The organism is Flavobacterium sp. NLM (genome assembly GCF_002210235.1).
Lineage (GTDB): Bacteria > Bacteroidota > Bacteroidia > Flavobacteriales > Flavobacteriaceae > Flavobacterium > Flavobacterium panici.
Genome location: NZ_LIAC01000015.1, coordinates 57708 through 71635, shown reverse-complemented (window position 1 = coordinate 71635; position 13928 = coordinate 57708). Strand labels below are relative to the sequence as shown.

General features: G+C 32.5%; 10 protein-coding genes. 6 read left to right on the top strand and 4 right to left on the bottom strand.

Annotation, left to right across the window (positions count from 1 at the left end; all coding sequences use genetic code 11):
* Positions 1–10 precede the first annotated feature (10 nt).
* The 6 genes from APR43_RS18155 to APR43_RS18125 all read left to right on the top strand — a co-directional run bounded on the left by APR43_RS18155 (position 11) and on the right by APR43_RS18125 (position 9636).
* Positions 11–1897: a BspA family leucine-rich repeat surface protein gene (locus APR43_RS18155; RefSeq protein ID WP_123959161.1), complete on the top strand. Its 1887-nt coding sequence runs from the start codon at positions 11–13 to the stop codon at positions 1895–1897.
* Between the two features lie 80 nt (positions 1898–1977).
* Positions 1978–2451 (top strand): hypothetical protein, encoded by a 474-nt coding sequence (locus APR43_RS18150; protein ID WP_053471154.1) that lies wholly within the window; start codon positions 1978–1980, stop codon positions 2449–2451.
* 2 nt (positions 2452–2453) lie between these two features.
* Entirely contained in the window at positions 2454–4409 is a 1956-nt protein-coding gene (locus APR43_RS18145; protein ID WP_053471155.1) for a leucine-rich repeat protein, read from the top strand.
* 77 nt (positions 4410–4486) lie between these two features.
* On the top strand, positions 4487–6256 hold the full coding sequence (locus APR43_RS18140) for a hypothetical protein (protein WP_053471156.1): 1770 nt from the start codon (positions 4487–4489) through the stop codon (positions 6254–6256).
* 233 nt (positions 6257–6489) lie between these two features.
* Complete coding sequence (locus tag APR43_RS18135) at positions 6490–8793, top strand: mechanosensitive ion channel family protein (RefSeq protein WP_240514971.1); 2304 nt, start codon at positions 6490–6492, stop codon at positions 8791–8793.
* A 501-nt stretch (positions 8794–9294) separates the two neighbouring features.
* Positions 9295–9636 (top strand): hypothetical protein, encoded by a 342-nt coding sequence (locus tag APR43_RS18125; protein ID WP_053471159.1) that lies wholly within the window; start codon positions 9295–9297, stop codon positions 9634–9636.
* A gap of 74 nt (positions 9637–9710) precedes the next feature.
* Here APR43_RS18125 and APR43_RS18120 read toward each other — a convergent pair whose 3' ends face one another.
* The 4 genes from APR43_RS18120 to APR43_RS18105 form a co-directional block, all read right to left on the bottom strand.
* Positions 9711–10682 (bottom strand): M20/M25/M40 family metallo-hydrolase, encoded by a 972-nt coding sequence (locus tag APR43_RS18120; protein WP_053471160.1) that lies wholly within the window; start codon positions 10680–10682, stop codon positions 9711–9713.
* Between the two features lie 152 nt (positions 10683–10834).
* Positions 10835–11167: an L-rhamnose mutarotase gene (locus APR43_RS18115; protein ID WP_053471161.1), complete on the bottom strand. Its 333-nt coding sequence runs from the start codon at positions 11165–11167 to the stop codon at positions 10835–10837.
* A gap of 17 nt (positions 11168–11184) precedes the next feature.
* A complete protein-coding gene (locus APR43_RS18110) occupies positions 11185–12234 on the bottom strand; it encodes a sialidase family protein (RefSeq protein ID WP_053471162.1) in 1050 nt (349 codons plus the stop codon).
* A 90-nt stretch (positions 12235–12324) separates the two neighbouring features.
* Entirely contained in the window at positions 12325–13923 is a 1599-nt protein-coding gene (locus tag APR43_RS18105) for a SusD/RagB family nutrient-binding outer membrane lipoprotein (RefSeq protein WP_053471163.1), read from the bottom strand.
* Positions 13924–13928: the final 5 nt, after the last annotated feature.

Here is a 13928-nt window from a genome sequence, read left to right as displayed (position 1 = left end):
CAATTGTTCAGTGAAAGCTTCTTTAACTACAATTGAAAAGCAAATTTACTTCTACTTAAGAATCATTACTACAATACTTTATACTTACTATTTCATCATGGGATCTTTACTACAAAACACAATTTTCGGTAGAACTAAAAATTCTTTTATTTCTACTTGGCGAACTTCAAATACTTCTACAGGTTCAAGTACTTCAAATCAAATAAGATTGCCTTTATTAGCAGTCGGAAGTTATAATTTTACAATAGATTGGGGTGATGGAACAAGCAATAATATAACTGTTTGGAATCAAGCACAGACAACACATACTTATACAGCTGCAGGCGATTATGTAATCAAAATAACAGGAGTTTGTAAAGGATGGCAGTTTAATAATACAGGAGACAGATTAAAAATATTATCTGTCTCAAACTGGGGTAAATTTAATCCTGGGGATGTAGTTGCTCACTTTTATGGGTGCGCTAATCTAACATTAGATTCTGTTAAAGACGTTTTAGATTTAACTGGTGTAAAAACCTTTGTAAATTCATTTAGAGGCTGTTCTTCGATATCATCAATTGCACGAGTTAATGAATGGAATACTTCTGCCGTCACTACAATGGCAAGTTGTTTTAATTCATCATCATTCAATTCGGATATATCTAACTGGGATGTTTCAAAAGTCACAGATTTTAGTGCAATGTTTATGAGTTCTGCTTTTAATCAGCCCTTAAATACATGGAATACCATTTCGGCCACTTCGTTTGCAAATATGTTTCAAAATCAATTTAATCAAAATATTGGTAATTGGAATGTTTCAAATTGTAGCAATTTTAGTCAAATGTTCAATTTTAACAGTGCTTTTAACAATGGCGGAAGTCCTGATATAAATAATTGGAACTTAAAAACTACGGGCACAGTTCTTTTGAGCGGAACATTTACTGCAGCAACATCTTTTAATCAACCTATAGGAAATTGGAATACAGCTGCAGTCTCATCTACTAATGACTTATTTTCTAATGCAACTACCTTTAATCAGCCCATTGGTAATTGGAACATGAGCAATAATACCAATATGTCCAACATGTTTATCGCAGCAAGTTCTTTTAATCAGAATATCGGATCATGGAATGTTAGCAAGGTGGTAAACTTCTCATCAATGTTTGGGGGTGCAACTTCGTTCAATAATGGTGGAAGTCCTAATATAAATAATTGGATACTAAATTCTACATCTAATATAGTTATGAATTCTATGTTTAGCAATGCAAAGAATTTTAATCAACCCATTGGAAACTGGAATACTGTACAGGTTACAAGAACAGACGCTATGTTTAGCGGTGCTTCTCTCTTTGATCAAAACCTAAGTAATTGGAATATGTCAAACAATGCTAATTTAAGTTCAATGTTTCAAAATGCGACCTCATTTAACAATGGAGGAAGCCCTGAAATTAATAATTGGACTTTAAAAACAACCGGAACACTTGCCATTAATTCTATGTTTTCTACAGCATTAGTATTTAATCAGCCTATTGGAAGCTGGAATATTAGTGTCGTCAGCAATCTTTCTGCAATGTTTAATGGTGCAGTGATGTTTAATAAAGACTTAAGTAATTGGGATACAACAAATATAACATCCATGCAGAATGCTTTTTTTGGTGCAACAGCATTTAATCAAAATATTGGTAGTTGGAACATTTCAAATGTAACAAATTTTGTGGGATTTATGACTGGAAAGACCTCCACTAATTTTTCAGCTACAAATCTAGATGCAATATATAATGGATGGAGTTCACGTCCAGTTAAACCTTCTATATCAATCACTTTCGGAACTGCAAAACATACTGCAGCAGCGTCAGCATCAAAAGCAATCTTAACAGGAACACCAAACAATTGGACAATAACAGATGGTGGAATATAAATGATATGCAATTTATTTAAATATTATCCTTCATAAAAATTTCAAAAAACTTATCTAATCACAATAAATAAAAACAAAAAATGATCACAAAAAAATATAACAGAATTAAGGTAGCCGATTTAGAAATAAATGAGCCAAACAAAACTTTAATAACTAATGGATATGGCGAATTAGAGTTTAGCGCTGGAACTGTTGTCACTACTAATAATCTTAAAACAATCAACGGAGAATCCCTTGTAGGAAGCGGAAATATCGATTTATCAAACAAACAAGATATTGCTAATCAGGTTGAAATAGCTACAAGTCAAACTATTCCTTCGTCATGGCATGGAAAAACAATCCTTTTCACAACAAGTTGTACAATTACAGTTCCTGCTTCTTTGCCAGCAAGTTTCATTTTTAACGGTATTACGCTGCCCGGAGTAAGTGTAACCTGGGCAATTACAACACCTCATACCTGGTTATTTGGAACTCCTTCTGTAACCGCTGAAAAACAAATTTTTACTTTCACAAAAAGAGGTAATACAAATAGTATATTGCTATTAGGGGTATAATCATGAGCAGCTTATTACAGAATACTGTTTTTGGTAATACTAAAAATAAGCCAAATACTTTTATTGGCGGAGTTTCTTCAACTATAAATACTCCTGCTTTAATTGCAGGAAAGTTAGGAATTTCAAGCAATAGAATTAACAACTTTAAAATTAAGGGAGCCGATATTGAATTTACAATTACAGGTGGAAAATATGAAATCGCCAGCAATGCTTTTTATGGTGATACTTCTCTAACTTTTTTTAATGACCGATTTGGATTGGTCACTAGAATTAATTTAAATGCATTTTATAATTGTACTAATTATACAGGAGATGTTTCGTTTCCATCTGTTACAAGAGTAGATAGTCAGGCGTTTAGTGGTACAAGAATTTCAAGTTTTTATTTTCCTGCTTTAACAACATGTGCAGGAGGCTTAGAATTTAGTAATAACTCTTCATTAATTAGTTTTGATGCTCCAATTTTAATCTCACTAACTTCTACCGGTACATTTAGATCATGTACTAATTTAGTTACGGTTTATGCACCTCTTTTGATACTGACAGTTACAAATTCAACAGTTTTTAGATATTGCTCTAATCTTTTAAATCTTACTATAGGAAAGCCTACTGGAATTGGGAATAATGCTTTTGAAGGTGCAGAAAAATTGTTATTTATTGACTTATCAAATGCAACAATAATTAGTCCAATTGCTTTTTCAGGTTGTACGCTCTTGAAAGATATAGTCGATTTAAATAAGGTAACATCTCTTGGCGATGAATGTTTTCTTAATTGTATATCACTGGAAATCGTTGTCAATGTAAATTCTCTTACTACCATTACAGGAAATTCTTTCTTAAACTGTGAAAAAGTTTTGGGATATAATTTTAACAGTCTAAGAACTATTACTGGAGGCTCAGGGTTTACAGGAAATTTAGCCGTAAACTTCATATACATGCCATTATTAAATCAATTAGGAGCTACTACAGCAAACAATGGAATATTTAGTTTAATAAAAACAGATGCAGTTATTACAGTTTCACCATATTTAAAAACCGTAAATGCAGGTACTCCAGATGGTGATTTATTGTATGCTTCTGGAACAAGAAATGCAATAGTAATTTATGCAAATTACATTATTGCAGGTGTTTATGGTTCATCTTATCAAAGATCTGTAAATGAGGGCTCCACTTTTTTTAATGGAGGGTTTGCTACATCGGCAAGAGGTGTTTCAATATCTGAAACGACAAAGTACATAACTTTTGCAACAAACTCTAACGTTATGGTATCTTCTGATTTTGGCCAAACTTTTACTGTCGCTTCTTTACCAAGTACCGTTTATTATTGTGCTTCAATGAGTAAAGATGGTCAGTATCAATTAGTAACACAATCTGCTGGCCATACATATAGATCCGTGGATTATGGTACGACATGGGAATTAGCTGTTTCAGGAGGCAGACGAGATTGTTTTGTGAGCAGAACTGGACAATATCAACTTACAACAAATATAGATGCACCAAATATTACCATATCAACTGATTATGGTGCCAACTGGAGTACAATAACAGGATTAGGAACTATTACTGCTTTATGTTGCTCTGATGATGGTCAATATATAACTGCCGTTGGTTCTGGAAGTACAATAAAAGTGTCTACTAATGGTGGTCTAACATGGATTACTAAAACTGCATATGGCAATTTTACATTACCAAAAGTTGCGATGAGTTCTGATGGAAAATATCAAACCGTAATAGGTTCGAATAAATATATATATATATCCTCTGATTACGGAGCAAGCTGGACTTCAAACACCAACACTTTGAATAATGTTTATTACTCCTGCTTAGATATGAGTAAGGATGGGAAAATACAAGCTACAGCAGTACCAAACGGTTACATATATATATCACTGGATTACGGATTGACCTGGAATCAAAAAGGAGATATTTTGAATTATCAAGCAATTTCAATTTCAGGGTAAAATTTAATTTATAAATAACGATAAAATCAAATATATCTTTTCTGTTTGATTCATTAACAGACGAAAAAAAAATAATTATGAGCCTATTACAAAATACTGTTTTTGGAAAGTCAAACTATAAAATAAATACCTATATAGGAGGAATTGGAAGTATAATTAATACACCTGCGTTATTAGCTGCCAAATTAGGAATTGCAGCTAATCGAATTAAACTCTTTAGAATTATCAATACTGATGTAGAATGTGCTATTACAGGAGGCTCTTATACTTTACCTGCATTGCTATTTAGTACAGATACGACAGTTACATATTTTAATGATAAAAATGGATTAGTTATATCCTCAGGCTATCGTATCTTTAGAACTGCAGTCAATTTAAAAAGTGTTAATTTCCCAAGTTTAACTACTCTTCTAGACGAAAGTTTTTTGGGGTCTGGGTTAGAGGAATTGATTCTGCCCAAATTAACTTCGTGGACAGGAAATTATTGCGGTTGTAGAATTATGTCATACCTGAAAATTTTTAAAGCTCCATTATTGGAAAACTTTGTATTTAACTCTTCTGATGAAATATTTCAACATCTGCCTTTATTAACAAATATAGTAACTCCAAATTTAAAAAAATTAGGAAGAACTACAGGAAGAGATTCAGCAGTTTGGGGAGGTACAACCAGACCGTCAAATATTAAATTCATTGTAAATCCTTTTATGCAAACATCAGACTCTGGAAATGTTGAGGGCGATCTCCTATTCTTGACAACATCTGGCGGAACTGTTTCTTATGAATATAATGAAAATATTCCAAATCCAGTAACAACATTAAGTTCTGACAAAAAGTCTAATACCTCCATAGAATTTAAATTTAATATTCCTGACAATTCAAATTCTATTCATTATTATGAACTTTATGTAAATGGAAAATATATTTATAATATCAAAAACAATAAAGGTACTATTATAGATTTAACACCTAATACTAATTATAATATTAATATTGTTGTTGTCGATATTTTTTACAATAAATCCATTCTTAGTAATCCTTTGAACGTTGTAACTGCAAATTATAATTATGAAGACAGTATAGAATCAACAGCTTATTTAAACGCATCTGGCTTAAGTAGTCCCTCTGATATTGAATCAACTAAATATATTATAAATCAATTAATAAGTAATTCACTTTGGAATGAAATTCATGCCTTATATTTATTCAAAGGTTCAAGCGTTACTCAGCACAAGTGGAATGCTAAAAATCCTGTAGATTCAAATGAAGCATTCAGACTTACATTTGGTGGTACTGGTACCTACTCTAGCTTAGGTTTTCAATTAAACGGATCAAATGCGTATGCTAATACTTACTTTAATCTATTAACTTTAGCAAATAAGAATAATCTCGGACTTACTGTAGTTTCAGGAACATCAAACATCCCTTCTTCTATTGATGCTGTTGAAATTGGAGTTTCCAGTAATAGTAACAACTTAACACGATTAGCATTAAGAAACTCAAAAAACCTGCCTGTTTACACTAATATATCGATTACTGGAAATGTCTGCAGTAATACGTTTACGGATGCAAAAGGAATATTTACAGGATCAAAAACTTCTACTAATAAAACTACCGCTTTTAGGAATGGAAACTTAATTGGAACGAATGTTACCGCAAATGCGTCTAGTACTATATACAACGGAAACATTTATATTGGATGCGAGAATAATGGAAATGTCCCTAAATTATATTCTAACCAACGCTTACAAATGGCAATAATCCATAAAGGTTTATCAGATTCTCAAGTCATAAAACTGCATGAAATTATTGATATATCAGAATCTATTTCAGGCCGAAAAACCTGGTAATAAAAATTATTTATCTTAATTCAAGAAAAGTCCCTGCTTCAAAATTGAAGCAGGGACTTTTTATTTAAAATTCATCGCAAATCCAGGTATATTAAATTATAAAAGCCAGATATCTTAACAATCAAATTTTATATTTAAAAAAATACTATCCAAAAAACAATTAAATTTGGAGACCTTAAATCACCAAATTAATTATGAATTCAAAAAGAAATTCTTATTTATCCGCCTTACTAATGATACTTTTTTTCGTATCATTTTCTTATTCACAGACTGCAGCTTCAAAAACAGAAAACAAGTCTAAATTATTTGAAGAAACCGCAACAGACAGTGATTATTTAATGTCTATTGAAAAAGCCGGAGATGTTTTGCAATCGGCTGCTAATGATGCCGAATTCGAAGGAAACACTTTTCATTTGTTTGGCGAGATTAAACGAACAGAAAGTAAACTCGATTTAATACTAGCAAGTTTAAAAGGTGCAAACCCGAATGTGCGAAATCAGCAAATGTATCGCATTGTTTTAAAAGAAATCGAACAGGAATTAAACGATCAAAATAAAGCGATAGATCACCGAAATGCAAATCTTGAAAAAATTAAAAGTAAAATTCTGGATCTGCGTAAAGACAAAACTCTTTTTACACTTATAAAAGATACTATTCGCAGAAAACAATTTAAAACAGAATTAGCCAATCTTAAAAAAAGATATCTTAAAACGGACAGCCTGATGACGAAAAATCAGGAAGTTTTAAATCTCAAAAAAAGGCTGACTGTTGAACATAAAATAGCTGTTTCAAACGCTTTAACAACTGTAGAAACAAAACTAGAAAAATCTGGAATCAGTATTCTTAAAAAAGAATATCCATCATTATGGAGTACTGATACTACAGCAAAAAAAGTAGTATCGCACAACATTAAAGCAAAAGTTATAATTGAAGAAAATGTTGCTGCTTATTACTTAAGTTACAAAGCCGGCGGATTAATTACGTTATGTTTTTTCATGGGACTTTTGGCCTGGTATATTTCACGCAATTTGAAATATTTAAAATCTAACGGTCATACCAAAAATCTTTCTCTTTTTAATTTTAAATATTTAAACAGAGGTGTTATTTTACCTGTAATTGTTATAGGCTTAAACATTGCTATAGTTACAAATTTATATGCTCCTGCCCTATTTTTAGAACTGCTTCAGTTAGGTTCTTTAGGTGTGCTTACAATTTTATTTAAGAATGACTGGTCTGGAAAATCAATGCGCAACTGGCTATTACTTTTCGGATTATTTTTTGCGCTTTGCTTCCTTGACCTTTTTATTGAAGTTGGATTGTTTCAACGCTGTTCTTTTATCATCATAAATATTCTGGGAATACGATATGGTTTAGTTCAAATTAAAAGTTTAAAAGATCAATTGTATATCAAAGGATTCTTTAAATGGGCCAGCATTATTTTTATCGGATTAAATGGATTATCAATTCTTTATAATATTTTCGGAAGAGTTTCGCTTTCAAATATGTTGAGTTTAACTGCTTTTATTTCGCTAACGCAGATTGTTGCTTTAAGTGTTCTCTTGAAAATAATTCTGGAAATAATCCTTTTACAGATTTACACTACACGAATTAAACGCGGAATCGAAAAAATATTTGATTTCGAGAATGTATCTGATACACTAAAGAAACCATTTATAATCATAATCAGCTATATGTGGCTGGTTGTAATCGCTTCTAATCTAAATATTTGGGAATCATTACGTACTTCTCTTGGAAATTTACTAAGCCGTCCAAATACCATTGGAAGTATCACTTTCACTTTAGGGAATATTGTATTGTTTTTCATTATTGTCTGGGCTGCGCATTTATTGCAGAATTATGTTGCTTACTTTTTTGGAGAAATTGAAGATGAAAACGAAGAAAACATCAACAAAAGACAACATTCAAAATTATTAATTACCAGACTTATTGTTTTAATTGTGGGTTATCTTTTAGCTGTCGCAGCTTCTGGAATGCCTTTAGATAAACTGAGTATTCTTTTAGGAGCTTTAGGGGTCGGTGTTGGACTTGGGCTTCAAAATGTGGTCAACAATTTTGTTTCGGGAATTATTTTGATTTTTGATAAACCAATTCAAATTGGGGATGTTATTGATATTAGTTCTGAATCTGGACGAGTAAAATCAATGGGATTGCGTACAACTAAAATCAATGCTCCAAATGGTGCCGAAATTATTATACCGAATGGAAATCTATTATCTCAAAACATTACCAACTGGACTTATACTGATAATTTTAAACTCGTAGATATTTCTATCGAAATTAGCGGCGATGCAACTCCCGAAGATATAAATGCAACTATTTTAAATTCTCTTGAAAGTCTTCCTTTAGTAAATAACACCAAACCATCTCAGATTTATTACAATTCTATTTCTGATGGGAAATTCAAAATACAGATTAAATTCTGGTGTAGTATTTACAGAACCGAAGAAACTATAAGTACAGCTAAACAAGTTTTGTTTAGTAATTTTAAAGCAAAAGGGTTGATTTTTTCGACATAGAAATTTAGATGCGAAAAATGGTTTGAATTACACATAAGTTTTTCAAACCATTTTTTTATTGCTAAAATTTAATTTTCTTTATTCTTCAAATTAAAAAAAGATAATGGATTTCTAGAAATAATATTTGGCAGATATCTCCTCGAAGTCTTAGGGGCATTTACAAGACATCTTTGTGTTCACGAGCGAGACCCTCGCACCAGCAGGGGAAATATAGGTTTTAATGGAACTTTAGGAATTCCAAAAATAGGATATGGTTTATCATATGACATGTACAATAATTTTGAAGGGAATACCGATGTATTCTCTGGAATGCGAGATTATTCAATGGGTTATACAGGCTCGTTGCTTTTTGGTGGAACATATACTAAATCCGCAGAAAGCGATTTTAAAGGTTTCTGATAAAGGTGTAGAAACAAAAAGTATAAATTTATTAGCTGGATTTAATGGAGGAGCTACAGGATCTAGAACAATAATTTTTTATAATTCTAAAAACAGGTAACAATGAAGTGCTATTGCTATTTTTTGAGTCTATCTTTTTTAATATTCAATTCTTGCTTAAAAGCTGATTGTGAGAGTTTATTTGAAAAAAGAAAAAATGATGACTTCTTAATTGTAGTTCAAGAGATTCCTAATACAGGGGGTTATAGATTCAACATTAAAGGAATTAATCCTACTACAGGTAAAAAAATTGAATATAAAAATGATGGTTGGAGTGAATATAATAATCTTATTTCAATAGGAGATACAATAATAAAAAGAAAAGGGGAAGTACTTTTTAGTATTCATAAAAAGGATACAATTCTATCATTATCTTGGCAATGCGAAGGAAAAACTTACAAATAAAAAATAGCATTGTCCTTCTAAAAATACGAAAAGCCACTTCATTACAAAAGTGGCTTTTTTTAATATATATAATTCTAATCCTGCTTTATAAAAACCAATTCCTCTTCATAATCAGCAATACTTACCAAAGCATTATAAATATACTTTGCTACCAAAGCACCGCCTTCAAAATTAATTAAATCAATATCATCTTCGGGAGTGTGGTATTGCGGATGTCCGCCTGTGTGGAAACCTACTGCAGAAATCGAAGCTTTATAAAAAGAAACATGATCAGATCCGCCAACATCGCCGGCGAAAACAACCGGATTTAGTCCGCTGTTTTGGCCTAGTTTTTTCATTAGGTCGACTCCGTTTGGGAAAGTTCCTGCGCCGCCCATATAGATTTGTTTTTCGGTATTTAATCTTCCAACCATATCCATATTCAGCATTACTTTTACAGCTTCTTTTTTTATAGGTAAATGATTTATGAAATATTTCGAACCTAGTAATCCTTCTTCTTCTCCGCTGAAAGAAATAAAAATAATACTTCTTTTGGGTTTGATTTTCAATTTAGAAACTTCTTCCAAAATACACAACAAAGCCGAAACTCCGGATGCGTTATCATCCGCTCCATTATGAATCGCAACGGTATCTTTCTTTTTGCTTCCGGAACCGCTTCCGCCCCAGCCCCAATGATCATAATGGGCGCCAATTACGATAAATTCATTTTTGAGTTTTTCGTCAGATCCTTCAATATATCCTAAAACATTTTGGGTCGAAACACTGTCGGATTTTGTTTTGTTGATTCCTTCTTTTACAAATACTTTAAAAGGCTGATAATAGCTGCTGTTAAATTCCTTTAATTCATACTTTTTAAAATATTTTTTGATGTAAGATGCTGCGTCGTTATTTCCTTTTGTTCCAACGAAGCGACCTTCTAGTTTATCTGAAGAAAGAAATTTATCGTGTTTATAAAATGTCTGGGCTAAGTTATCTTTTTGAGCATTTGCAATAAAACTAAAAAGTAATAAACCGTAAACAAAGTTGATCTTTTTAAAAAATCTCATAATTATAGTTATCTAAAATTGGCACACAGATGACACGGATTCACTTCGTGAAAACGCGGATTAAAACGGATTTCTTTTTTTCTTTTTTTACAATAAAAATCTGTGCCCATCCGCGCCTTTGCGAAGCAAATCCGTGTCATCCGTGTGCCAACTTATTTAAGTTCAAAAATTTTATTCATTAAAATCCATTTTTCTCCTGATTTGGCTTGTGGCAAAGCTTTTTGGAATTTCCACATTAGCGTTTCCCATTCCTGCACTTTTGGGTTTTCGGCATCTTGTTTTGCTTTTTCTGTAAATGAAAAATCTTCATTGGCTTCGATAATCATAAACAAACGATCGCCAACATTGTAAATCTCTAAATTGATAATTCCCGAATCTTTGATGCTTTTTTGGATTTCTGGCCAAACATTTTTATGGTAATCAATATATTCTGCAATTAAATCCGGGTGGTTATTTAAGTCTAAGGCGAGACAGTGTTTTTGCATAATTCTGTTTTTAAAATTTATTTCAAATCGAATGTTGTATGCTTGATAAATTTTCGATTATAAGTATACAAAATATGAATCTTTTTATCTGAAGTCTGAATAATGGCCGGATAACTGAATTCTCCTTCTGGCTGGTTTTCTAAATCAAATAACTTGTTCCAATTTACACCATCTTTCGAATATTCTACATCTAAAACATTTCTTCCGTTAAACCAGTCTTTTCCCATCTTAAGCGGATTATTCACCAATAAAAAAGATTTATTTGATAAAGTTACAGCATCAACTCCAGAATTTGAATTTACAACATTAATACTGTCTGTTTTCTGCCAGGTTTTTCCGTTATCTTCAGACCAGGATGAAATCAATTTATTATGTCGGCTTCGGGATAAAATCTGAATTTCTTCATCAGAATGAACCAAAAATGTTGGCTGAATAATATCAAAATTCTTCTTGTCATTAATATCGGTAATTGTCCAGCTGTCCGTCGCTTCTGTATAAGTTTCTATAAAAACTCGCCATTTATTATCGTCGACACTTTCTGTACTGCTTCCGCATAAAATAATTCCGAGAGTTGTTTCGATGGGTTTATTCCGAATCGGTCCTAAAATTCCTTTCGGAAGATATTTTGGATTACTCCAGCTCTTTCCATCATCTTTTGAAACAATCATCGCACCAAACCATTCTCTCGGATTTTTCCCCACTTTATAAAATAAATACAAATTCTGACTTTTACTTTTAAACAAAACCGGATTCCAGCATGGCAGTGTATCTCCGTCTTTAATCAAAGGTTCAATCAGTCTTTTTGGTGCCGACCATTTTTCTTCTTTATAAGATGAAATATAAATACTGACATCTTTTGCGCCTTCATATTTTCCGCCAAACCAAGCTGCTAAAAGTGTATTATTTTCTAATTCGACCAATGTTGAAGCATGACTGGCCGCTGTGACCGGATTTGCTGCAATATAATTTTGGGTAATATTAACTGCTTTTGGTTCATTTTTAATTGATTTACAAGCAAGAAAAACAGAAACTAATAAAACAATTGAACCGTATTTTTTTAAATTCATAATCTGACTTTTATATAAAACAAAAGGAGAGTTTCCTCTCCTTTTGAATTTTTAAGTAAAGATTGTGTGGATCTTTACTCAACCAAATAATTATTTTGTATCCCACCAAAGTTTAGTTCCTCCAGAATCAGGACCTCCAAGTTTTGAGATTCCGTCTGTAACTGCATCTTTGTTTGAAGAATATTCGTTTGTAACATAAATGATACGTTTCATTAAGCTTTTTCCAACTCCCGGATCAGTATTATCTGTATTCAACGGCGGATAAATAACTTTTGCATCACTTCTACGTAAATCTGCCCAAGCTTCCCACGATTCTGGGAAAATTGCCAAATACTTTTGAACTGCAATTTGAGTTCTCTGATTTGCTTCTGTAGAAGACCATGCAACAGGCAATTTTACCGGAATATCTTGTAAATCTAAAGTTGGATAAACTGTAAGTACGTTTGGTAAAGTTGGCAAAGTTGAACCTGCGATATAGCTGTTGATATCAGCAGCATTAGTGATTCCCCATTGTTGTAAAGACAATCTAATACCTGTTTCATACAAACTTTGAGCAGTTCCACCCATGTTCCATCCGTTTAAAGCACCTTCTGCTCTGCTTAAATAGTTTTCAGAAGCCATGAAGATTTCGATATTTTTAGATTCGCTTACGTTTCCTGCAGCTCCGTTACCCATAATATCATTGTTGAAAGCAGAGAATTTAGTTGTTCCAAACTGATCTTCTAAACCTCCTATTGGCTGTCCTCTATAAACAGGAGTCGGAGCTGAAGCGTCAAGCGGAGCAAACCATTTTGCTAAACGAGGGTCGTTGTATCCAACCAAAATACTTTCCATAGAAGCTGTCATAGTATAACCCCAGCTGTTTACAATCATATTTAAATTGTTTGGAGTAATATTGCTCGCTTTGAAAAAAGCACTTTGATCGTTTGTCTGCATTACACCTGCAGCTACAGCAGCTTCTGCTTCTGTTTTTGCTTTTGCAGGTTCTTTATCAGAAATTCTTAAAGCTAAACGAAGTCTTAAACTATTTCCAAAAACTCTCCATTTTGCTACACTTCCTGCATAAACTCTGTCGTTTGGCTGAAATGAAGCCACAGTTGTTACAGATGTAGAACTTAATGTCGTATTTGCTTCATTCAATAATTTAAAAAAGTCTTCGTAGATAGACTCTACACTGTCATAAGCTACTTTTTCTTTTCCGTTTCCTGCTTCAGTGTACGGAATTGGTCCGTAAGCATCAACCATTTGGTTGTACATAAAAACTTTCCAGATTTTAAGAACTGCCAAAGCTTCAGCGTTTCCTTCAGATGCTTTAATAGCATTGTTTAAAGCCGGAACTGCAACGGTGTAAAATCTTGTCCATCCACGGCCTTCGTATCCATTTACGAATGCATTTCTCTCAGTACCATATCCACAATTTAAATATTGAATAAAAGTAGAAGATAAAATACCTGTAGCAATACCCCAAGTTCCCTGATCATCAACACCTGGCGATGAGTAAGATCCGTTATGAATACCCGCATAAAGCGCAGATGCAAATGATGGCCCCGCTAACGTAGCATCTAACTGATCTTCAGTCAATGAATTAGGATCTTTGTTTATTTCGTCAAAGTCACCAGTGCAGCTTGACAAAATAGAAACTGCCATTAATGCAACTCCTAACGTTTTTATTTTAAAACTATATTTCATGATAT